At 35.7% G+C, this 21,521-nt stretch carries 19 protein-coding genes; 5 read left to right on the top strand and 14 right to left on the bottom strand.

The genetic code is table 11. The features are described from left to right. Positions 1 to 73: 73 nt before the first annotated feature. The 4 genes from dnaJ to hrcA all read right to left on the bottom strand — a co-directional run bounded on the left by dnaJ (position 74) and on the right by hrcA (position 5,020). Complete coding sequence (gene dnaJ / locus BLQ66_RS08725) at positions 74 to 1,198, bottom strand: molecular chaperone DnaJ (protein WP_074521820.1); 1,125 nt, start codon at positions 1,196 to 1,198, stop codon at positions 74 to 76. Between the two features lie 141 nt (positions 1,199 to 1,339). Next, positions 1,340 to 3,226: a molecular chaperone DnaK gene (gene dnaK, locus BLQ66_RS08720; protein WP_074521819.1), complete on the bottom strand. Its 1,887-nt coding sequence runs from the start codon at positions 3,224 to 3,226 to the stop codon at positions 1,340 to 1,342. Positions 3,227 to 3,301: 75 nt separating this feature from the next. Beyond that, positions 3,302 to 3,916, bottom strand: coding sequence for a nucleotide exchange factor GrpE (gene grpE, locus BLQ66_RS08715; RefSeq protein WP_074521818.1), 615 nt, complete (start codon positions 3,914 to 3,916; stop codon positions 3,302 to 3,304). Positions 3,917 to 3,934: 18 nt separating this feature from the next. Continuing rightward, positions 3,935 to 5,020 carry a heat-inducible transcriptional repressor HrcA gene (gene hrcA, locus BLQ66_RS08710; protein WP_074521817.1) on the bottom strand — a complete coding sequence of 362 codons (1,086 nt, stop codon included), beginning with the start codon at positions 5,018 to 5,020 and terminating at the stop codon, positions 3,935 to 3,937. A 270-nt stretch (positions 5,021 to 5,290) separates the two neighbouring features. Here hrcA and BLQ66_RS08705 point away from each other — a divergent pair, with 270 nt between their 5' ends. From BLQ66_RS08705 to BLQ66_RS08695, 3 genes are read left to right on the top strand one after another with little or no spacing between them, the layout of a single operon-like run. Further along, positions 5,291 to 5,974, top strand: a complete 684-nt coding sequence (locus BLQ66_RS08705) for a hypothetical protein (RefSeq protein ID WP_074521816.1) — start codon at positions 5,291 to 5,293, stop codon at positions 5,972 to 5,974. Positions 5,975 to 5,976: 2 nt separating this feature from the next. Continuing rightward, positions 5,977 to 6,657, top strand: coding sequence for a class D sortase (locus BLQ66_RS08700; RefSeq protein WP_074521815.1), 681 nt, complete (start codon positions 5,977 to 5,979; stop codon positions 6,655 to 6,657). Positions 6,658 to 6,692: 35 nt separating this feature from the next. Then, positions 6,693 to 7,547: a hypothetical protein gene (locus BLQ66_RS08695; protein ID WP_074521814.1), complete on the top strand. Its 855-nt coding sequence runs from the start codon at positions 6,693 to 6,695 to the stop codon at positions 7,545 to 7,547. A 104-nt stretch (positions 7,548 to 7,651) separates the two neighbouring features. On the opposite strand, the gene BLQ66_RS08690 is transcribed toward BLQ66_RS08695, so the two are convergent. Continuing rightward, positions 7,652 to 8,941, bottom strand: a complete 1,290-nt coding sequence (locus tag BLQ66_RS08690) for an EAL domain-containing protein (protein WP_074521813.1) — start codon at positions 8,939 to 8,941, stop codon at positions 7,652 to 7,654. A 192-nt stretch (positions 8,942 to 9,133) separates the two neighbouring features. Next, positions 9,134 to 10,624 (bottom strand): threonine synthase, encoded by a 1,491-nt coding sequence (gene thrC / locus BLQ66_RS08685; RefSeq protein WP_074521884.1) that lies wholly within the window; start codon positions 10,622 to 10,624, stop codon positions 9,134 to 9,136. Positions 10,625 to 10,885: 261 nt separating this feature from the next. Here thrC and BLQ66_RS08680 point away from each other — a divergent pair, with 261 nt between their 5' ends. Next, on the top strand, positions 10,886 to 11,692 hold the full coding sequence (locus BLQ66_RS08680; protein ID WP_074521812.1) for a hypothetical protein: 807 nt from the start codon (positions 10,886 to 10,888) through the stop codon (positions 11,690 to 11,692). 26 nt (positions 11,693 to 11,718) lie between these two features. On the opposite strand, the gene BLQ66_RS08675 is transcribed toward BLQ66_RS08680, so the two are convergent. The 6 genes from BLQ66_RS08675 to BLQ66_RS08650 form a co-directional block, all read right to left on the bottom strand. Next, the gene (locus BLQ66_RS08675) at positions 11,719 to 12,462 is read right to left on the bottom strand and encodes a CHAP domain-containing protein (protein ID WP_074521811.1); all 744 of its coding nucleotides are present in this window, start codon (positions 12,460 to 12,462) and stop codon (positions 11,719 to 11,721) included. Positions 12,463 to 12,563: 101 nt separating this feature from the next. Further along, on the bottom strand, positions 12,564 to 13,049 hold the full coding sequence (gene leuD / locus BLQ66_RS08670; RefSeq protein WP_074521810.1) for a 3-isopropylmalate dehydratase small subunit: 486 nt from the start codon (positions 13,047 to 13,049) through the stop codon (positions 12,564 to 12,566). 19 nt (positions 13,050 to 13,068) lie between these two features. Next, a complete protein-coding gene (gene leuC, locus BLQ66_RS08665; RefSeq protein WP_074521809.1) occupies positions 13,069 to 14,334 on the bottom strand; it encodes a 3-isopropylmalate dehydratase large subunit in 1,266 nt (421 codons plus the stop codon). A 132-nt stretch (positions 14,335 to 14,466) separates the two neighbouring features. Further along, the gene (locus BLQ66_RS08660) at positions 14,467 to 15,567 is read right to left on the bottom strand and encodes a S66 family peptidase (RefSeq protein ID WP_074521808.1); all 1,101 of its coding nucleotides are present in this window, start codon (positions 15,565 to 15,567) and stop codon (positions 14,467 to 14,469) included. Beyond that, positions 15,567 to 16,409: an adaptor protein MecA gene (locus BLQ66_RS08655; protein ID WP_074521807.1), complete on the bottom strand. Its 843-nt coding sequence runs from the start codon at positions 16,407 to 16,409 to the stop codon at positions 15,567 to 15,569. Before BLQ66_RS08655 ends, BLQ66_RS08660 begins: the two co-directional genes overlap by 1 nt. A 26-nt stretch (positions 16,410 to 16,435) precedes the next feature. Beyond that, entirely contained in the window at positions 16,436 to 17,344 is a 909-nt protein-coding gene (locus BLQ66_RS08650; RefSeq protein ID WP_074521806.1) for a hypothetical protein, read from the bottom strand. A gap of 143 nt (positions 17,345 to 17,487) precedes the next feature. On the opposite strand from BLQ66_RS08650, the gene BLQ66_RS08645 reads away from it, so the two are divergent. Beyond that, positions 17,488 to 18,942, top strand: a complete 1,455-nt coding sequence (locus tag BLQ66_RS08645) for a PIG-L deacetylase family protein (RefSeq protein ID WP_074521805.1) — start codon at positions 17,488 to 17,490, stop codon at positions 18,940 to 18,942. 115 nt (positions 18,943 to 19,057) lie between these two features. Here the strand turns inward: BLQ66_RS08645 and BLQ66_RS08640 are convergent, their stop codons facing one another. Both BLQ66_RS08640 and ilvN read right to left on the bottom strand, forming a co-directional pair. Next, complete coding sequence (locus BLQ66_RS08640) at positions 19,058 to 20,875, bottom strand: methyl-accepting chemotaxis protein (protein WP_074521804.1); 1,818 nt, start codon at positions 20,873 to 20,875, stop codon at positions 19,058 to 19,060. Positions 20,876 to 21,013: 138 nt separating this feature from the next. After that, on the bottom strand, positions 21,014 to 21,502 hold the full coding sequence (gene ilvN, locus BLQ66_RS08635; RefSeq protein WP_074521803.1) for an acetolactate synthase small subunit: 489 nt from the start codon (positions 21,500 to 21,502) through the stop codon (positions 21,014 to 21,016). Between the last annotated feature and the right edge of the window lie 19 nt (positions 21,503 to 21,521).

Here is a 21,521-nt window from a genome sequence, read left to right as displayed (position 1 = left end):
ATACACATAAAAAAATCTCTCTAGCTAAATTTAGCTAGAGAGATTAATAGATTTCATATATAAATTATAAAGCTTACTTAAATAAGCCTTTCTTCTTTGTTGGACGTTCTTCGCCAGTCAATGCCTTGTCATATTCAAGAAGGGCATCTTTTTGCTCCTTAGTTAAATGAGTAGGGATATTAACTACTAGGTCGATATATGCGTCACCACGTACATTTTCATTACGAAGAGTTGGCATACCCTTACCACGAAGTCTAACTCTAGTGCCTGATGCAGTTCCTGGCTTAACCTCATATAGAACTTCACCATCAACTGTCTTAACCTTGATTTCACCACCAAGAACAGCTGTAGGATAGCTAATCTTAACTTCTGATAAAACATCGTAGCCATCTCTAATGAAGTTAGGATCCTTAGATACTGAAACAACAACTAATAAATCTCCTCTTGGGCCGCCGTTAACACCTGGCTCGCCCTTTCCAGAAATTCTAATAGCCTGTCCGTCATCAATACCTGCTGGAATTGTAACTTCGATAGTCTTCTTAGTATTAATGTAACCAGTACCCTTACAGTCTGGACACTTTTCCTTAATAACCTTACCTGTTCCACCACAATCTGGACAAGGTCTTACTGACTGAACCATACCAAAGAGTGACTGCTGCTGGTATGTTACCTGACCACGGCCGTTACACTTCTTACATGTCTCAGGACTTGTACCCTTCTTAGCACCAGTTCCGTTACATGAGCTACATGTCTCTTTAATATTAACTTCAATCTGCTTCTTAGTTCCTTTAACTGCTTCTGCAAATGTAATTCTTGTTCCCATTCTTACATCTGCGCCACGACGTGGACCATTGCTGTTACGTCTACTTCCACCGCCGCCGCCAAACATGCCGCCAAAGATATCTCCGAAAATGTCACCGAAGTCGCTAAAGTCGAAATCAAATCCGCCTGCTGCACCAGCGCCGCCATTTTCAAAGGCAGCATGACCAAATTGATCATATTGTCTTCTCTTGTCAGCATCAGATAATACGCCGTAAGCCTCTGAGGCTTCTTTAAATTTAGCTTCTGCTTCGGCATCACCTGGATGCATATCTGGATGATATTTCTTAGCAAGCTGTCTATATGCTTTTTTTAATTCTGCCTCGCTAGCGTCTCTAGAAACGCCAAGGACTTCATAATAATCTCGTTTATCTGCCATTTAAATTTCCTCAAACTTATAATCTATACTCGTTTATTGTGCACATGTTATTTAGCACTTAAGGGAGCCGATAAATCGGCTCCCAAAATAATTTATGCTATCTAGTGTAACAACTGCTATGCAGTTCCTAGATTAATTTTCCTAGACTTCCTTGTAATCTCCATCAACTACATCATCGCCATAGTTTGAAGAACCTGCATTAGCATCTGCACCTGCATTAGCTCCAAATCCTTCTGCACCAGCGCCTGCACCAGCTGCACCTGCCTGCTGTGATTCATAAAGCTTAGCGAAAAGATTCTGAGCACTTGTCATTAACTTTTCCTTAGCAGCCTTAATTTCATCAACCTGAGCATCTGTCATATTCTCTGGATCTGATTCTTCAACAAGCTTCTTTAATGCATCTAAGTCAGCCTGAACTGTAGCCTTCTCATTAGCATCAACCTTGTCACCAGCTTCATCAATAGCCTTCTGTGTCTGGAATACGATTGAGTCAGCTTCGTTTCTTGTATCGATAGCTTCCTTTCTCTTCTTATCCTGAGCTTCGAATTCAGCAGCTTCCTTAACAGCCTTATCGATATCTTCATCAGACATGTTAGAACCAGCTGTAATTGTGATGTGCTGTTCCTTACCTGTTCCTAGGTCCTTAGCAGATACATTTACAATACCATTAGCATCGATATCGAATGTAACTTCGATCTGTGGAACACCTCTCTTTGCTGGAGGGATACCATCAAGACGGAACTGACCAAGAGACTTGTTATCTCTAGCGAACTGTCTTTCACCCTGTACTACGTTAATATCGACGGCTGTCTGATTATCAGCAGCTGTAGAGAATACCTGGCTCTTCTTTGTAGGAATAGTTGTATTTCTCTCGATAAGTCTTGTAGCAATACCACCCATTGTTTCGATAGAAAGTGAAAGTGGAGTTACATCAAGAAGAAGGATTTCACCAGCACCTGCATCACCAGCAAGCTTACCACCCTGAATAGAAGCACCAATAGCTACACACTCATCTGGGTTAAGTGACTTGTTTGGTTCATGTCCTGTTAACTGCTTTACCTTATCCTGAACAGCTGGAATTCTTGTAGAACCACCAACTAATAATACCTTTGATAATTCAGAAGCTGTTAAACCAGCATCTGATAATGCGTTTCTAACTGGCTCTGCTGTCTTCTCAACTAAGTCGTGTGTTAATTCATCGAACTTAGCTCTTGTAAGAGTCATATCGAAATGCTTAGGGCCTTCAGCTGTAGCTGTAATATATGGAAGGTTGATGTTAGTTGTTGTAGCTGAAGATAATTCCTTCTTAGCCTGCTCAGCAGCAACCTTTAATCTCTGAAGTGCCATTGTATCTGATGATAAATCAACGCCTTCCTTAGCCTTGAAGTCATCTAACATATACTGTGTAATTGCGTTATCGAAATCATCACCACCAAGTCTGTTGTTACCAGCTGTAGCAAGTACTTCAATAACACCATCACCGATTTCGATAATAGATACATCAAATGTACCACCACCTAAATCGTAAACCATGATCTTCTGCTCGTTCTCGTTATCAAGACCGTAAGCTAATGCAGCAGCTGTTGGTTCGTTGATGATTCTCTTAACATCAAGACCAGCAATCTTACCAGCATCCTTTGTAGCCTGACGCTGAGCATCGTTGAAGTAAGCAGGAACTGTAATAACAGCTTCTGTAACCTTCTCACCTAAGTAGTTTTCAGCATCTGCCTTTAACTTCTGTAAGATCATTGCTGAAATTTCCTGTGGTGTATACTTCTTATCATCAATTGTAGCCTTATAGTCTGTACCCATATGTCTCTTAATAGATGAAATTGTCTTGTCAGCATTAGTTACTGCCTGACGCTTAGCAGGATCACCTACTAATCTTTCACCTGTCTTTGTGAATGCAACGATAGATGGAGTTGTTCTAACACCTTCCTGGTTTGTGATAACAACTGGCTTACCACCTTCCATAACTGCAACACATGAATTAGTTGTTCCTAAATCAATACCAATAATTTTACCCATGATATAATTCCTTTCCGGCCTTAGCCTAAAAATTTCATATTCAAATATTACTTATAAACTTATATCTTAAGACTCTTAGTTAGCCACCTTAACCATGCTGTGTCTAATTACTGAATCTCTATATGTATAGCCCTTTTCAAACTCCTCTACGATAATGTTCTCACCTACTGATTCATCATCTACATGCATTACTGCGTTGTGTAAATCAGGATTGAATTCATTACCAACAGCTTCAATTGGCTTAACATCTGCATCTTCAAGTAGCTTTAAAAACTGCTTGTAAACCATGTCCATTCCCTTCGCGAATGGTGTTTCAAGTTCCTCATCAGAAACTGACTTAAAACCTCTTTCAAAATTATCTATAACAGGAAGTAACTTCTTAATAATATCTGAAGCTCCCATCTCAAACATTGCTGACTTTTCTTTCTCAGTACGCTTTCTGAAATTATCAAATTCAGCCATCTGTCTTTGAACTCTATCTGTAAGCTCAGCAATCTTTAAATCCTTAGGATCTTTCTTAGCTTCCTTAGAATCACTAGCTTCCTCAGTCTTTGTTTCCTCAGCCTTACTAGCTTCTTTTGTTTCCTCGACTGCTTCCTCTGTCTTAGCTGCTGTATCTGTGCTAGCCTCACTAGTTTCTTCTGTCTTCTTTACCTCTTCTGCCTTAGACTTTATTTCCTTCTTAGACATTTATTAACCAACCTTTCATCACGTCTTTTTAAATACATTGTCCAGCTGACTTCTTATGTTCTGAAGATTCTCAACCACCTTCTCATAATCCATTCGCTTTGGACCAATAATTCCTATGGTACCCTTTAAACCATCTGAAAGTTCGTAGGTTGCTGTAACAACGCTGCAATCCTTCATAGATTGTACTGGGGTTTCATCACCAATATATACCTGAATTCCTGTATCTTCATGATTCTCATCTCCGACAACCTCTACCGAATCAAGTACTAAACTTGATAAATCATTCTTCTCTTCAAGGGCATATATTAGTTCGCTTGCCTTCTCTGAATCGCTTAACTCTGGATATTTGAAAATGTTAGTCGCACCAGAAGTGTAAATCTTAAGACTATCTGCTTTACTAATTGTCTCTACGATTGCTGCAAGCACTTCTTTAATCAGGTTATAATGTTCAGCTGCTTGAGATTCCATCTTAGAGATAATACTAAGATTCATCTCTTCTAAGGTTAAGCCTGTTAAGCTAGTATTTAGTAAAATGTTAAGCTTTAATAGATTCTCTTGTGAGATATCTTCGCTTATCTTAATAACCTTATTTCTAATTAGGTTACCTTCCATTACTAAGACTGCTAAAATCTTGTTAGACTCAAGACTTGATAGCTGAATGAACTTTAACTTATTACCCTTAAACTTTGGTGTTGAAACCATTGTTGCGTAATTAGTTTGATTTGCTAATACCTTAGCAACATTCTGTAAAAGTTCTTCTACTTTATCAACCTGTTCGTCTAGGCTTTCCTTCATGTTATCAAGCTCTGCTTCTTTAATAGAAACTTTTGCTTCTCTCTTTGAAACGCTTGATTCTCTCTGCTTCATCATGTCATCAACATAGAATCTGTATCCCTTATCTGAAGGAATTCTACCAGCTGATGTATGAGGCTGAACTATATAGCCTAATTCTTCAAGGTCAGCCATTTCATTACGAATTGTTGCTGAACTTAAATTAACACCTTCAAGCTTAGAAATTGTTCTTGAACCAACTGGCTCACCAGTCTCAAGATAATTCTTAATAATAGCCTTAAGTATCTTTACCTTACGTTCATCTAAATCCATGGCCACACCCCTTTCTACTAGTCTATTCTACTTGTTAGCACTCATTTGATTGGAGTGCTAATATCAACATAATTAAAATATCACTCTAGAAACTTAATGTCAACATTTCTACCGTTTTTTTCCATAAACAATTTATAAACTAAATATTAAGAAAATTGCTCACTATGGGGCTTTAATGATACTTAAATTATTGACATTTTCTAATAATATGATATTATTAAAGTAAATAATTCGTGAATTAACAACCAAATATCTTAAGGAGGATATACTATGTTTCTAAAGAAATTAGGAGCTATTTTGGCCACTGCCATATTTAGCTTAAGTTTAATAGTAAGCGTAAAGGCAGCAAGCTTAACAGCAGATGAACAGGCCATTATTAGTGCCCTTGCAAATAATAGCATTTCGGCAGGTTATACAACTCAGGTAACAAATTATTTTCTAAGAGATGATGTGGATGTAAGTTCAAGTGATGCAACTACTGTAATTAATTATATCAATAACGCGGTTTCGGTAGCTGGCAGTGCCACAAAGGTTTCAGAACTAACAAGCGCACAAAAGTCTGCATTACTTGATGATTTAACTGCCGCTTGTAGTGTTTTAGGCCTTAGCGTTTCAGTAGATTCCACAAGCGATATTATCGTTATTACAGATAGCAGTGGAAACACAGTTGCAGTTGCTGATTATTCAGATGGCACACTAGCAACTACTAATGTTAATAATTATTACACCACAAATAATTACAACAACTCAAGCGACAACTCAGGTAACACTACTAACAACTACACAACTACAGGCTCTAGCTCCTCTTCTTCAGGAAGCACAAGTCAGTCAGCAGTTATTAAACAAACCGGTATAGATCTTACTATTACATATTCAGTCATATTTGTTTTAGTTATTGTCCTTGCTGTTTGTTCTTACTTTACCTTTAAAAAAGACCCAACTGAAAGGCAATAAATATGAAATCAAAATCATTTAAGATAATAATGGCATATGTAACTATGCCATTATTTTTTAGTTTACTTGGTGTGGGCTTAATCATTTTAATTAGCTTTCCAGTTCTAAGAACTATCTTTACTATAGGAAGCGTTGTTACAAGCCCCAATAATAATGCTACAGAGATTAGTTCTGTTATTTATGATGAAAATGTTGCAAGTGAAGCAGAGGCTGTTCTTGAAGCCGATAATATAGAAGAAATCCCACTAGCGGATGTTACAGTGCCTGCAAACTCAACACAATATGGCTATATAAGCTGTGAGCGCATAGGCCTTTCTGCTCCGCTCTATCTTGGTGATGATGCCAACATTTTACGCAAAGGCATTGGACAATACCTAGGTAGTAGCATGCCGGGTTTTGGAAAGCCTATCCTTGCTTGTGGTCACAACACCACCTACTGTCTGCCATTACAGTATATTACTGAGGGGGACATAATTAGCATAAGTACAAACTATGGTCTTTATGAATATCAGGTTAGCGCCGTGGAGGTCCATCATATGACAGATGGTTCGGCTTTTGATTTATCCAAAGATGAAGAACAGCTAATCCTTTACACCTGCTATCCTTTTAATCTAATTGGTCATAAGGTCAACAGATTATTTGTCTATGCCAACAAGATTTCTGGCGCAGATATTATTTATTAATCGAGGCTTAAGTTAAGCACTAAAGGGGAGATTATATGGAGGCAACTAGGAAAAAGAAAATAAAAGAATATATAGTTCCAGGAATAGCTTCTTTTATACTGTCTATTCTTCTTACGGTTATGGGCTATTTAATTGGCACCTACTTTGGACTTTTTAATAAGACCTTGGTAATTGATGCCATGAATAAGTCTACTTATTATGAATCGGTTAATAAGTACTGTTACACAGAAGCCCTTGATTATCTCTACCCTTCTAATTTAGATGAATCTGTTTTAGAAAATGTATTCACTATTAAAAATACCTACAATCAGGGAAAGAATTACCTCCTTGCAGTTTTAAATGGTGATAGCTATAGCATTAACACAGACTATGTAAGAGATACTCTAACAAGTAATATTGAAACTTATATTCAGTCTAATAACATTCCTGAGGAGAATATTGATAGGGAAGGCATTAATAATTTAATAGACCATATATGTCTGATTTATTCAAAAAACCTTTCAGTGTCTTTTCTTTATTATTACAACTCTCTAAAGGCCATATTTAGACAGTTAATTGTTTATGGGCTACCTGCCCTAGCACTTTTATCCATTGCCTGCCTACTTGTAATTCTAAGATCTAATAAATGGTTACATAGGAGTTTAAGATTTGTTTCCTACTCCCTACTAGCTGCAACTATTATGACAAGCATCCTGCCATTAGGTCTTTTAATTTCAAAAAAATATCAGCAATTAAATGTAAGACCTGTCTATTTTAGTAAAATGCTTGCTAGATATTTAAGGGCTAGTCTAAACATTTACCTTGTTGTTTCTTTAATACTTTTTATATGGGCCCTACTTATAATCTGTGTGATCTACTATAAAAAGAAAAGCCTTATGAAGTCTATGTAAAACAAAGCCTACAAATTAACATGCAAATACAAATAAAAGAAGGACTATGCAATCGCATAGTCCTTCTCTTATAAGAAAGGAATATATTAAAAGGAAAATTATATCTAATCTCTTTGTCTATGTTGTTTATTATAGCGTTCCTCAAACTTACTAACTGGAATAGGTTTGTCTATAATATATCCTTGAATTAAATCACATTCATAGTCTCTTGCAAGTTCATATTGCACCTCAGTTTCAATACCCTCAAATACAATCTTATAGTCGATATCCTTAAGCATTCTAATAAGAGACTTTACAACTACCTTGCCCTTCTCTGTCTTTAGGGACTTGCTAGCAAACTTCTTATCAAGCTTAATTGTATCTGCTGGAATTGTAGCAATCTGATTTAAAGAAGAATAACCAGAGCCAAAATCATCTACGCTGACCTGGAAACCAAATTCTCTTAATTCATTTGTAGTCTTTAAAATCAAGTCACTATTTTCCAAAAAGCTAGATTCTAAAATCTCAAACTCAATATATTTTGGTGCTACATTAAACATTCTCTGTAAGTCCTTCATTCGCTTTACAAAGTCAGGTTTAACATATTCTTGTCTTGCTACATTTACAGAGATAGGCATAAGGTCTCTGCCCTCATCTTCCCATCTTCTTAGTATTGCAAATGCTTTCTCTGTCATTAACTTATCTAGTGCACTAATAATACCTGTCTGTTCAAGAGTAGAAATATAATATCTTGGCTCCACTATATCTCCCTCTTCATCAATGATTCGAGAAAGTAATTCTGCACCCACTACCTTCTTATCCTTAAAAGAAAACTGTGGCTGTAAAAATGCAACGACTCTATCTTCTTGATGTGCCTTTCTAAATAAATTAGAGGCCTCCATCTCATTTTCTTTATTAATAAATTCATTAGGGTCATAAACCTTATAAGGAATATCTAGCTTACCCTTAATGCTTGCCTTTGCCATCTTAGCTTTATCAAAGGCTTCTCTTAAATCTACCTTAGTATCTGAGAAGAAATAAATTCCTGTATATACGTGAATGTAAATATCTGGGAACTTATTGTTCATTACCTTCTCAAATTCTTCATTCATCCAAACAATTCGCTTTAATTCATTATCAATATGAATATCCCCTAAATCTAAAACTGTTGCAAATTGTTCTGCATCTATTCTACAAGCACAAACGCTTCTTGGATTTCCCACTAAATAATATCTAGCCATATCATCAATGAAGACATCACCTGTTTGTTTGCTGTAAAACTTATTGATGTATTTAAAGTTGCTGACATCATTAATAATAATAGCGTATTGGCTAGCATATTTTGATATATGAGCTTTCGCTCTGTTTAAAAACTCATTAAAATCATATAACCCTGTTATTGTATCTACGCCCATATCTCACCCCAGAATACAAAATTGCTATTGCATGGTTTAATTGTTACTGAAATATCTAAAAATATTGTAACACGACAATTATACCAATGCAATAGCAAATTATTATAAAACTATATAAATGAACAAATATTTCTTAGGCAAATAGATGTCCATTTTTTTCTAAAAGGATTCCTAAAATTTTTCTTTAAAAAATTAGTTTAATGAAAGGATATTCTGAACAGTAGCGCTCATTTCATTAACTTCACATACTGTGTCATGAACTACTGGTGCAGTTCTAATTTCTTCAATAGCCTGTGGAACCTTTACCTTACTAATCTTTTCTAATTCATCTACTAATTCGAAATCTGATAAAGCATCATACTTCTTATCAATAGCATTCATTACTGATCTTGTGAACTTATATGGAGAAGCTGTTGAAGCAATAACAGACTTAGTTTCATCCCCTGTTTCCTTCTTATACTTCTCATAAACTGTTGCTGCAACTGCTGTATGAGTATCAATTACATATCCAGTTTCTTCATAAATCTTTTTAATAGTAGCTGCATCTTCATTCTCAGAAGCATAGTTGCCATAGAAGTCCTTAAGCTCATTTTTCATATCTTCAGTAATTGTATACTTACCAGTCTCTCTTAATTCCTTCATAAGGTTAGCATTCTTAGCTGCATCATTACCAGCGATTCTATAGATAAGTCTTTCAAGGTTACTTGAAATTAAGATATCCATAGATGGAGATGTTGTAAGAATGAAATCTCTATTCTTGTCATATTCGCCTGTCTTAAAGAAGTCGAATAATACCTTGTTCTCATTAGAAGCACAAATAAGCTTGTTAATTGGAAGACCCATGTTCTTAGCATAGTAAGCTGCTAAAATGTTACCAAAGTTACCAGTTGGAACAACGGCATTGATCTTACTCCCGGCCTTAATTTCTCCATTAGCTAATAACTGAGCGTAAGCATATACATAGTAAACGATCTGTGGAACTAATCTACCAATATTAATTGAGTTAGCTGATGAGAATTGGAAACCAGCTGCATCCATTCTTTTTTCTAATTCCTTATCTGCAAAAATCTTCTTAACACCAGTCTGTGCATCATCAAAGTTACCCTTAATAGCAACTACATATGTGTTGTTACCCTTTTGTGTAACCATCTGCTTTTCCTGAATTGGTGAAACACCATCCTTAGGATAGAATACAATAATCTTAGTACCTGGTACATCAGCAAAACCTGCAAGAGCAGCCTTTCCTGTATCACCTGATGTAGCTGTAAGGATTACGATATCATTCTTAACATTGTTCTTCTTTGCTGCAGTTGTTAAAAGGTGAGGTAAGATTGAAAGGGCCATATCCTTAAATGCGATTGTCTTACCATGGAATAACTCAAGGAAATATGCGCCATCTGCCTTAACAAGTGGAGCCATCTTGTCTGTATCAAACTTAGAATCGTAAGCGCTGTTAATACAATGCTTTAACTCATCCTCAGTAAAATCATCTAATAATAACTTCATTACTTCGTAAGCAACTTCTCTGTAAGACATCTTAGAGAATTCTTCTAATGTCTTATCAAACTTTGGAAGAGAATCAGGAACAAATAAGCCACCATCTGCTGCTAATCCCTTTAAAATTGCCTCGGATGCTTTAACCTTAACTGAAGCATCTCTTGTGCTGCTGTATAAAATACTCATAACTACCTCCATTGTAGACCTCTTAGTCTACCATTTTCCTAAAGCTCTTATCTTTTTCCTTCCTTCATAAATCAAGATAAGTTAGGTAATATTATACAACATCTAATATAGTAATTACAACAAAAAGTTTTTCTGTGGTGCACATTTGTTTCTAGCTCATGGACATAATATATAAATATTTGATAACTTGTATTAAAAATGATACAATATTATTAATATATGTCGTGACAATTAAAAAATGTAAAAATAATAGGAGGTCCTATGGCAACGGGAATTTATAAGGCTTTTAAGAAGGATAAAAGTCCCTACTACAGAGTGTCTATTACTTACAAAAATAAGCATATAAGTCTTGGAAGCTCTGAGGATTTAGAGACTGCAAAAGCCATCTATAAAGAAGCCACAAGAATTCTAAGATATCCAAAGAAATATTTTGTAAACCCAGATAAGAAAACATCTGGTTATAAGCTTATGCACATTTCTCTTGCAAAGTATATTAGTTTGGCGAATTTTAGAGATAATGGCATCTATATAAAAACCCCAATTTATCTAGCCAAGAACTCCTTTATTTATTTTTTATCTGAAAATGTAATTCTAACCTTTTCCATTGATGACCTATTTTACTATAGCAATCACACTATTCAGGCAAGAGGGGGCTACTTTTTTGTAGCGGATTACGGCCTTCAAACTAGCATACTTTCAAGATATGGGGTTAAGGGGCACTCTATTAAAGGTAAAGACTACATTTTCAAAAATGGAGACGAACTAGACTTTAGATATGAAAATCTTCAGGTGATTAATAAATATAATGGGGTAAGTCAGTTTGAAAAAAATGGACGCATTTTTTATAAAACTAAGATTCATATTAATGGGGACTTTATTGTAGGGATATATAATACTGAGGCGGAGGCTGCCCTTGCCTATAATAAGGCCGTTAGTTTATTAGAAAATAAATTGGATAAAAATTACAGTAAGAATTATATCGAAGGGCTTTCAAATGTAGAATACGCTGCGATTTATAATTCAATTCGTCTGAAAAAAAATTTTAGAGACTACGTTGAAAAACTGTAGTCTCTAAATTGGAATGTATTAGATATTTAGTTTTCATTTCTCATTATGACTGCCTTGTCATAATCAATTAATTCTTCCTCTAGCTTATAGTTACTATAATAACCGTTGTTATTATAAAGCACTAGAGAATTGGAATTAGCGTTCTTTTGCTGTGCTAGAGCTTCACTAGCTGCCTCTATGCCAGCGTTTGCTCCAGTAATGTCTGTTAGAACTTCTGAGGAATCAGATAATACAAGCTCTGATTCAGAGGATAAATAGATATATCCAAGTAAAACGCCCTTAGAATATCTTGTCTTCATCCCTTGGCTTGAATAAGTCTTGTAACCATCATACTGCTTAATTCCTGTAGAAAGACTATAGCTTTTATAACTAATTGAGTGATCATTGTTAGCCTCAGTTATAGTTACCTCGTCACCACTAACGCTTTCCACATATGCCACATGGCCGCTACCATAGTAAGACCATACAGCGATTGAGTTTGCTCTTGCTTCGTCACCGACTTCAAATTCGCCACTGTCTTTTGCGTAATAGTACCACTTTGCTGCATCCCACTTAAAAGGATAGTAGCATCCGTTTACTTCACAAGCTCTACCATAGGCATACCAAGTACACTGACCATAATAGCCTATCTGTGCAAATATATTGCCGGAATTATAGTATTCGGAATACAAATCCACTTCCTTAGTAGAAGCAAAACTTTTAACTGAAAGTAAACTAAAGATGAACACAAAAGCCATGAAGCCTGCAAGAGACTTTAAAATTGTTTTCATTTTAAATTCTCCTAAATAGTAAAAATATGTGCCTAACTTATCAGATGCTTCCAATAATACTATAATTTTGTTACAAATGCAATACAAATATTACGAAATCTTTACTTTTCATTTATATAATTGATAAGTCCACCAGCGTTAATAAGCTTCTGCATAAACTCTGGGAAGGCCTGTCCTTCATAGGATTTACCTGTTGTCTTATCTAAGATAATACCTGTATTAAAATCTACTTCAATGTCATCTCCTGCATTAATTTCCTTTGCAGCAGCTGGACACTCAATGATTGGTAAACCAATATTAATAGAATTTCTATAAAAAATTCTTGCAAAGGTTTCTGCAATAACACAAGATACACCTGCTGCCTTAATAGCTATTGGTGCATGTTCTCTTGAAGAACCACAACCAAAGTTTTTATTAGCCACAATAATATCTCCCTTTGAAACCTTTGAAACAAAGTCCTTATCAATATCTTCCATACAATGCTTAGCAAGCTCAGCTGGATCAGATGAGTTTAAGTATCTTGCTGGAATAATTACGTCTGTATCTACATTATCACCGAATTTAAAAACTTTTCCTTCTGCCTTCATATCACTGCCACTCCCTTTCTTATAATCCTAAATCACTTGGCTTGCTTATCTTACCTGTGATTGCTGAACTTGCAGCAACTGCAGGACTTGCAAGATAAATCTCAGAATCGATAGCACCCATACGTCCAACGAAGTTACGGTTTGTTGTTGAGACACATTTTTCACCAGATGCTAAAATTCCCATATAACCACCAAGACATGGGCCACAAGTTGGTGTAGATACAACTGCACCAGCCTTAATAAAGGTCTCAATTAAGCCTTCCTTAATAGCCTGCATGTAAATCTTTTGAGTAGCTGGAATAATAATAACTCTAATTCCCTTCTTAACATGTCTGCCTTCTAAAATCTTAGCAGCACATCTAAGGTCATCAATTCTACCATTAGTACATGAGCCAATTACAACCTGGTCAATTGCAATATCATCAAATGTACCAACTACGTGAGTATTCTCAGGAAGATGTGGGAAACTTACAGTTGACTCTAAGCTTGAAAGGTCAATATCAATAACCTCATCATACTCAGCATCAGGGTCTGCGCTATATTCCACAAAATCTCTCTTTGAATGCTCCTTCATATATGCTCTAGCTAAATCATCCACAGGGAAGATACCATTCTTTCCACCTGCTTCAATAGCCATATTAGCGATTGTAAATCTATCATCCATAGTTAAAGAAGAAACGCCTTCTCCGCTAAATTCCATAGATCTATAAAGAGCTCCATCAACACCAATCATACCAATGATATGTAAGATAACATCCTTACCTGATACCCAAGGCTTAAGCTTTCCTGTTAAGTTAAACTTAATTGCTGATGGCACCTTAAACCAAGCCTTACCAGTTGCCATACCTGCTGCCATATCTGTTGAGCCAACACCTGTTGAAAAGGCACCTAGGGCTCCGTAAGTACATGTATGTGAATCTGCACCAATAATAACATCACCTGCTACAGTTAAACCTGATTCAGGAAGAAGTGCATGTTCAATACCCATCTCACCTACTTCGAAATAGTTTGTAATCTCATGTCTAGCTGCAAACTCGCGAACACATTTGCAATGTTCTGCTGACTTAATATCCTTATTAGGAACAAAGTGGTCAGGTACAAGTGCAATCTTATCCTTATTAAACACGCTCTTTAACTTCATCTTATCCATCTCATGAATAGCTACAGGAGATGTAATATCATTACCAAGAACTAAGTCAAGATCAGCTTCAATTAACTGTCCTGCCTTAACTTCAGGAAGTCCTGCATGAGCGGCAAGAATTTTTTGTGTCATAGTCATTCCCATAAAATCATTCCTCCAATTTTCTTTTTCTAGGCTTAATCCTCATTAAGCTAAATAGAATCTAATTTCGAAAGCCACTACGAAATCCATATGTCAGACAATGCCATAAATTTGTCTGACATGTATTGTCTTATTCTATCGTAAATAATAGAAAATATCAATATTATTCTCTTTAGCTTTAAGCCTTGCATAACTACCGGAAATTATTGGCATGCTAGGTGGAAGATGTCCAAAATCAGCATCCATAATTATTGGTAGATTATACTTCCCAACTATCCCCGTAACTGCACTATACTGGTCCAAATTCATAATTGGCTCATTATAATGCATTGGTCTACCTATGATAAAACCAGCGGCATTCTTAAACCAGCCGGCATTATCCATTCTCCAAAGAGCCCTTCTTATATCAAATACATTTAAGTCACAGCTCTCCAAAAACCATACAATCTTATCGTCCTTATATTTCTCAACAAATTCCTCTACCTTATCAAACTTAGTGCCAAGAATATTGGCAAGGCAATCAAGGCAACCACCAATTAAACGTCCCTCAAACTCAAGGCCAGCCTCATTAACTGCCACCCCCTCAAGGTTAGCGCCATCACTTACTAACTTATCACCCTTAAAGAGTTTAAGCTCCTTTTTCATAGTAAGGTTATATTCTGGTGCTGGATTAGTTTCTGTCTTTAAAGACTCTATTTCAAAGCTGTCGTAAGAACTAATCTTTTTGAAAATGTATTGGCCCTCATTTTCGTAGTCTTTTCCTGTTAAGACCTCAAAGGTATCCTCTAGGGCCTTGTGCCATTTTGGCATAGCAAAGCTTGCAGCACAAGGGCCATAAATACTTGCTGTATCCATAAGGATATTTGAAAGGAAGGTAAAATTAGTATTATCTGAATATCCTAGATAAAACTTAGGATCTGACCCTTTTAATAAGTCCCAATCTATAAAATCTAGGATTTCACACATAAGCTCACCACCGCCACAAGAAATTAACACATCATTATCCTTTGACTGATACATATCCATTAATTCCTTGGCGCAAAGTTCAGGTTTATTGCTTATTCCAATACCCTCTGCCTTATATACATTAGGGCCTAGGTCTAGCTTGTAGCCCATGTCTTTAAACTTATCCTGTGCCATTTTAAAGGCAGTAAAATAAGGCTCTGTTGCACATCCAAAGGATGGTGCAACAAAACCTATAGTCCCGTTATTTTTTAAAAATTGTGGATAGCGCATTATAAGTACCTCTTTACAGTATTAATTGCATTATTCTTAATTACTGGTGTGAAGTGTTCCTTAACATAAGAAACTCTCTCTTCACCTGCCCAGTCAAACTTACCATACTCAACTACAGTATTAAGTAACTGGATATATTTCTCCTTACTGCAACTACCTCTATTAATTACAAGATAGTATTTATCATCATTCTTCCATAAGCTGTTAGTAACGCGCCATGTCTTAGCAGCCTTACTACACATCTCTTCAAATTCCTCTAAGCTGTTAAATACGAACACACCTACAAGGAATCTAGTATTATCCTTAGGCTTTCTAGTCTTCTTAGCCTTCTCTTCTGTAAGGGCATCTTCCTTACTTGCTGTTGTCTGATCTGGCTTTCCTATTTCACCCTCAAGCTTTTCAATCTTAGAAGCCTCATCTTCCTTTTCTTCTGAGTCTTCTTCCATGTTCTTAAAGATCTCTGAAATCTTATCAAAGCTCTTAAAGTCTGGGTTTTTAGCATCCGTTACGTTCTTGAATACATTTTTTTGCAAATCCTTAGCAAAGCTCTGAGATAAATCAGAACCGGCCTGCTTAAGCATTGAGTTAAAATCTTCCTTACCTGTTGAAATTGTAAGTAAGATTGAGTGATCTGGCTGTGGTGCAAGCTGTAGTGACATAACTCCACCATCTAAATCAACACCAATACTTTCCTTAGCTTCTTCCATTACAGCGTCAAGTAAGCCATGAATCTTGACTGTGTCATTTCTAAAAAAGTCGTCTAGTGAGATGTTGTTATTCTCTAAATCTTCCTCTAACAATCTGCACTGAAACTTAGTATCATCAATTTTTCTAAACTCCATAAATATTCCTTCCTAACTTCCATTTATTACAAACCTATAAGCATGTCATTAACTTCCTCTAAAATCTTAGATGTAATTACATTCTTGTCTAATTTATCGCCTTTCTTGTTTATTCTAAAGGCACATCCTTCGATATCTAAAAATACATTAATGTCTAGCTTATTCAAACTAGCCTTTGCATTAATAGTTAAATAATCTAGCCTGTTTTCCTTATCAAGCTCCTTTATTTTATCATAAATTTCTCTTTCCATAAATACTTCATAAGCCGCGTCCCCATCAAGTAATCTCTTACTAGATAATTCAAGGCCTTCCCCGTCTCGCTCTATAAGCAAAGGAATTCCCTGGCCCATGCTTGGTATAAATCTTTTTCTATCGTAATTTAAATATTCAAAGCCTCTATACTTATCCTTGCTCATAACCTTTATGGCATACATTGGAAGTATAGCACAAGATACATTTCCTCTTGAAAGCTCTCTAAGGCAGCTATTAACTCCTTCAAAAACTTCTGTACTGCTTTCAGGAAATCTATCCTCAATCTGGATTAATCGCTCGCTGCTATCAGTGCAAATGCTTAATTTGTCCTCCTTCTGGCTTTGAAACCTCTTCTTTACAAGCACTGTCTCCTCAGATTCTCTAGGCATTACAGTGGCTAAACTCAAGCCTCTTTTTTTAAGAATCCTCTCTATTTTGTCGTCCTCGCTTTGATAGAGCTTGTCTAAGAAAATGGCTGCCATATCAATTTTATCGCCCTGTAGGGCATTTGCTAAAAGCTCAAATTCCTCGCCTTTTTTACGAGTCACTGGCTTGATTCTAACAAGTTCAATATATTTATCCCTGTTAACTCTTTGTAGTTTTTTAACTACCTGTTCTCCAAGTCTGATAGAAAGTGTACTTGCATACACTCCTACCCTAATGTAAGCAAAATCTCTCCTCATAATAAATCCCTCTTTTTCCCTACTCTTTTACTTTTCTAACTTCTACTCTTATATTTCTGTCTATATTTATATCATATCACTTGTGCTTAAAATATAAAAATGTTATTTTTATAATACACGATTTAAGGGGGAGGACTTATAAAATGAGACTTAAATTTTCTAAATTTTTTCTAAGCCTAATTCTTATTATCACAGGCTTACTTATCTTTAATTCAAAGCCTTGCAAGGCAGAAGAAACAAATGCAGAATCCCAAACTGCTAGTTTCCTAGATTTCACACTTAATAAATCTTCGGCGGACACTTCTCTTGTGCGAGATGATACCTACAAAAGTTCCGTAAAATATAGTGCTAACACTAGTATTTCCATAGACTGTGAAGAAGACATGTATGGTCTTTATATAAAATGGTATCACAATCCACAAACTAGCTACACTATTAGCTATGGGGATGTGACACTAACTTGCGGGGAAGATGGATTTTTACATGAATATATTCCACTTGATATAGCTACAAAGTCACTAAATATCAACTTAACTGAAGATATGCGAATCTGTGAAATAGCAGTTTTATCTAAAGGTGATTTACCAGATAGTGTTCAAGTTTGGAATCCAACAGCTACTAGACCTGACATACTTGTATTTTCAACACATGCAGATGATGAGATTCTCTTCCTTGGTGGCATCTTAGCCCTTTACGGTTCAAGAGATGACGTATCTGTTCAAGTTGCCTATATGTGTGACTTTTACAAGTCAGAACCTTATAGAGAACACGAAGAATTAGATGGTTTGTGGGAACTTGGTCTTAATATCTATCCTGTAAAGGGAGAATTTTATGACTACTACTGCGGTGACTATGATGCCGCCCTTCAAAACTACGACTACGACAGTGTTTGTGCCTACACCACTGAATGCATCAGACGTTTCCAGCCACTAATTGTGGTAACACAAGATTTTAATGGAGAATACGGCCACGGCGCCCATATTCTTTTGGCAAATGCAGTGGCAGACTCAGTTAATAACTCAAACGATGCCAACTACCATCCAGAATCTGCTAGTAAATACGGCAGCTATGATGTTCCTAAGACCTATATTCATTTGTATGGTGAGAACACTATTACTCTTAATTTAAGGGAAGAGCTTGAAACTCTTAATAATAGAACTGCCCTAGATGCCCTAAAGACTGCCTATACAAGACATGTTTCCCAGCAAGGCTGGTGGTTTTATGTGGATGATGAATATGAATATAGCCCATCAAGATTTGGACTTTACAGAACTTTAGTGGGCACAGATACTGGCAATGATATTTTAGAAAATGTAAAGACCTATGAAACTATTGCCTACGAGGAGAAGGTAGCTGCAGACGAGGCGGCTATCAATAATGCAAATGAATACTCAAACTCTATTGTAGAAAGTGTTAAGAGCTTTAAAGAGGAATTAAAGGAATATAAAACTAGTCCTAGCATTTCAGTAAAGCAGTTAGTTGTTACATTAGTGGCTCTTATAATCATTTTACTTGTTATTATGGGACAGGCAAAAAGACATAAGAAAGAATATGATAGAAGAGTTTTAAAATATAAAAAAGAAAACGACATAAAATAAAAATAATAATAAAATTAAGGACAAAACTAAGGGCAGGATTTTCATCCTGCCCTCTTTTCCTTGGTATTTTCAATTCTTCGGTATTTATATTTAAATTTTACCTTAGTAGCACATTTTAATACTTCTCAAACTTTTGAGTTGTCTTATCGAGAGTTCTTGTAACCTCATTGTTAGTATCCATTGCTGAGCTGATATCGTTGATTTCGTAAACAATATCCTGTGAGTTCTCAGCAGACTGAGAAATTGCCTCTGATGATTCCTGAACGGATTTTGTAATATTTTCAACAGAGCTAGACATTTCATGCATTGCTGTATTAAGGTCTTGTACCTGACCATCGATGTCAGATAGCATCTCATTAATATAGCTAGCTGTCTCTTCGTATTTCTCACCAATACCAACGTATCCATCATAATCTGCAAGTACTGTTGTATTAATGAAATCAAGTACCTGCATAGCATTATCTGCGAGGGAATTAACGGCTGTTGTTACTTCGTTACTGATATTCTGGATATTACCAGCTGTCTCTCTTGAATTATCAGCAAGTGTACTGATTTCTTCAGCAACTACTGCAAAGCCTCGTCCTGCTTCACCAGCTCTAGCAGCTTCAATAGAAGCATTAAGAGCAAGTAAGTTAGTCTGACTTGCAATATCTAAGATAACATTTGTCAATTCATTAATCTGCTTAACCTTCTCACTATCCTTAACTGATTCTTCAAGGACACTAGAAAGAGTCTTCATCTTATTGCCTGTGTTATTCTTCTTTTGCTGAGCATCATTCTTAATATTATTAGCTTCTGACTGAATTTCTTTAGTCTTGCTAGTACCACTTTCAATCTGACTATTAATATTGCCTGTTGCTCTATTAACATCAGATAATCTGTTATCAATAATAGAAGCTGTCTGTGATACAGTTTCCATACTAGCTGAAAGCTCTTCAAGGGCTGCACTAGTATTGGTAATATTGTCTCTTGCAAGGGCAATCTGATTTGTCATATTCTCAGAAGAATCTTTAAGGGACTCTGTACCATTTTTAACTTCACCAAGAATAACCTGAAGAGTTTCAATAAAATCGTTGAAGCCATCCTTAATATGAATAAGTTCTGAGCTTGTCTTTGTTTGAACTCTAGCTGTAAGGTCACCCTTATTCTTCTTAATATTCTGGATAATATCATTAATCTCATTACTTATTTCTTTAACTTTCTTACCAATCATATTATGATTAAAGATTAAGCAAAGAATTATTACAATAAGATAAACAACCATCATAGTATTTATAATAACAAAAGCAGAATCAGAAGTTCTTTCAATATGTTCTTTCATCTTATCTGCAAGCTTACCGCTTTCTTCATTTAAAATCTCAAGCTGTCCTTTCATAGTTGCAAGTAATGTAGAAGCATCTCCGTATACAACACCTACAATAGTTAATGTATCTCCTGTCTTAGCAGCAGAAACTACGCTTTCATATTCTTTTTTATAATCTGCATAAGCATCCTTTAATACTTTCGTTGCTTCTTTAGCCGTTGCAACTGTTTCTGCACTACCTTTATAATCATTAATTACAGTTTCCAAACCAGAAACTGCATCAGACATTTCTGTAAGGCAAGTATTCATTTCATCTATTTTAGTTTCTACCTGAGATTGTCCACTATCATTCTTTAAATTTAAAAGAGTATCATACATTGCAGCAAGCGCAAATCCATCATTATCAAGGATTCTCATATCAACCTCAAATACTCTTAAATCTGTTAATAAAGATTCTAAATCCTCAGTTACTGATCTTGCTGAATTCGAAATTTTCTGAGTTTTATTAACTACAGACGTAATGGTAAACACAAATACACATAAGAGTATTACGTAACTAATCAAACTCATACCAGCAACCGTTTTTAGAAAAGGAATTTTTGAATCCTTTCTCCCACTATCATTAGCCATAAATAAATTCCTCGCTTTCATTTCATATTTAGTTTCCACGTTTCGTATATGGATAATTATATAATAATTCTTATAAAATATCAATATAGAATAAAAAAGAGAAGGATTTCTCCTTCTCCTTCTCCTTAAACATACTAATTATAAGCCTTTTGGACCTCTTTCAAGGCCTGTAATACCAGTTCTTGCAATTTCTACAATTGTAAAGCCATCTAACAATTCTATAAATGCATTTATCTTACTTTGACTACCTGTAAGGGAAACGATTACCGATTCCTTAGAAACATCAACAATATTAGCTCTATAGATATCAGCTATAGTAGCGATTTCCTGACGCTTTTCAGGTGAAACTAAAACCTTGATTAATACAAGTTCTCTGCAAACTGAATCATCAAGTGGAAGAACTGTGATTTTCTTAACATCTACTATCTTAGTTAACTGCTTTTCGATCTGCTCTAAAACATCATCATCACCAGTTGCAACAATAGTCATTCTTGAAAGCTCTGGGTTAAGAGTTTCTCCTACTGTCAAACTATCAATATTGTAACCTCTACGGCTAAATAGTCCAGCCACACGACTAAGTACACCTGCAGAGTTACCAACTAAAATAGAAATTACTGCTTTCCTCATAACGCACATCTCCTATTAT

This window comes from Lachnospira pectinoschiza, from assembly GCF_900103815.1.
GTDB lineage: Bacteria > Bacillota > Clostridia > Lachnospirales > Lachnospiraceae > Lachnospira > Lachnospira pectinoschiza_B.
The sequence above is the reverse complement of the archived record's forward strand: the minus strand, read 5'-3'. Positions and strand labels throughout refer to the sequence as shown.

What these genes read in the sequence shown, in the direction of transcription:
- BLQ66_RS08660 (WP_074521808.1), bottom strand. Translation starts at nt 15,567, where the DNA reads ATGCGCTATCCACAATTTTTAAAAAATAACGGGACTATAGGTTTTGTT.
- BLQ66_RS08675 (WP_074521811.1), bottom strand. Translation starts at nt 12,462, where the DNA reads ATGAAAACAATTTTAAAGTCTCTTGCAGGCTTCATGGCTTTTGTGTTC.
- hrcA (WP_074521817.1), bottom strand. Translation starts at nt 5,020, where the DNA reads ATGGATTTAGATGAACGTAAGGTAAAGATACTTAAGGCTATTATTAAG.
- leuC (WP_074521809.1), bottom strand. Translation starts at nt 14,334, where the DNA reads ATGGGAATGACTATGACACAAAAAATTCTTGCCGCTCATGCAGGACTT.
- BLQ66_RS08680 (WP_074521812.1), top strand. Translation starts at nt 10,886, where the DNA reads ATGGCAACGGGAATTTATAAGGCTTTTAAGAAGGATAAAAGTCCCTAC.
- BLQ66_RS08640 (WP_074521804.1), bottom strand. Translation starts at nt 20,875, where the DNA reads ATGGCTAATGATAGTGGGAGAAAGGATTCAAAAATTCCTTTTCTAAAA.
- BLQ66_RS08655 (WP_074521807.1), bottom strand. Translation starts at nt 16,409, where the DNA reads ATGGAGTTTAGAAAAATTGATGATACTAAGTTTCAGTGCAGATTGTTA.
- BLQ66_RS08695 (WP_074521814.1), top strand. Translation starts at nt 6,693, where the DNA reads ATGGAGGCAACTAGGAAAAAGAAAATAAAAGAATATATAGTTCCAGGA.
- BLQ66_RS08705 (WP_074521816.1), top strand. Translation starts at nt 5,291, where the DNA reads ATGTTTCTAAAGAAATTAGGAGCTATTTTGGCCACTGCCATATTTAGC.
- leuD (WP_074521810.1), bottom strand. Translation starts at nt 13,049, where the DNA reads ATGAAGGCAGAAGGAAAAGTTTTTAAATTCGGTGATAATGTAGATACA.
- grpE (WP_074521818.1), bottom strand. Translation starts at nt 3,916, where the DNA reads ATGTCTAAGAAGGAAATAAAGTCTAAGGCAGAAGAGGTAAAGAAGACA.
- thrC (WP_074521884.1), bottom strand. Translation starts at nt 10,624, where the DNA reads ATGAGTATTTTATACAGCAGCACAAGAGATGCTTCAGTTAAGGTTAAA.
- dnaK (WP_074521819.1), bottom strand. Translation starts at nt 3,226, where the DNA reads ATGGGTAAAATTATTGGTATTGATTTAGGAACAACTAATTCATGTGTT.
- BLQ66_RS08690 (WP_074521813.1), bottom strand. Translation starts at nt 8,941, where the DNA reads ATGGGCGTAGATACAATAACAGGGTTATATGATTTTAATGAGTTTTTA.
- BLQ66_RS08650 (WP_074521806.1), bottom strand. Translation starts at nt 17,344, where the DNA reads ATGAGGAGAGATTTTGCTTACATTAGGGTAGGAGTGTATGCAAGTACA.
- dnaJ (WP_074521820.1), bottom strand. Translation starts at nt 1,198, where the DNA reads ATGGCAGATAAACGAGATTATTATGAAGTCCTTGGCGTTTCTAGAGAC.
- ilvN (WP_074521803.1), bottom strand. Translation starts at nt 21,502, where the DNA reads ATGAGGAAAGCAGTAATTTCTATTTTAGTTGGTAACTCTGCAGGTGTA.
- BLQ66_RS08700 (WP_074521815.1), top strand. Translation starts at nt 5,977, where the DNA reads ATGAAATCAAAATCATTTAAGATAATAATGGCATATGTAACTATGCCA.
- BLQ66_RS08645 (WP_074521805.1), top strand. Translation starts at nt 17,488, where the DNA reads ATGAGACTTAAATTTTCTAAATTTTTTCTAAGCCTAATTCTTATTATC.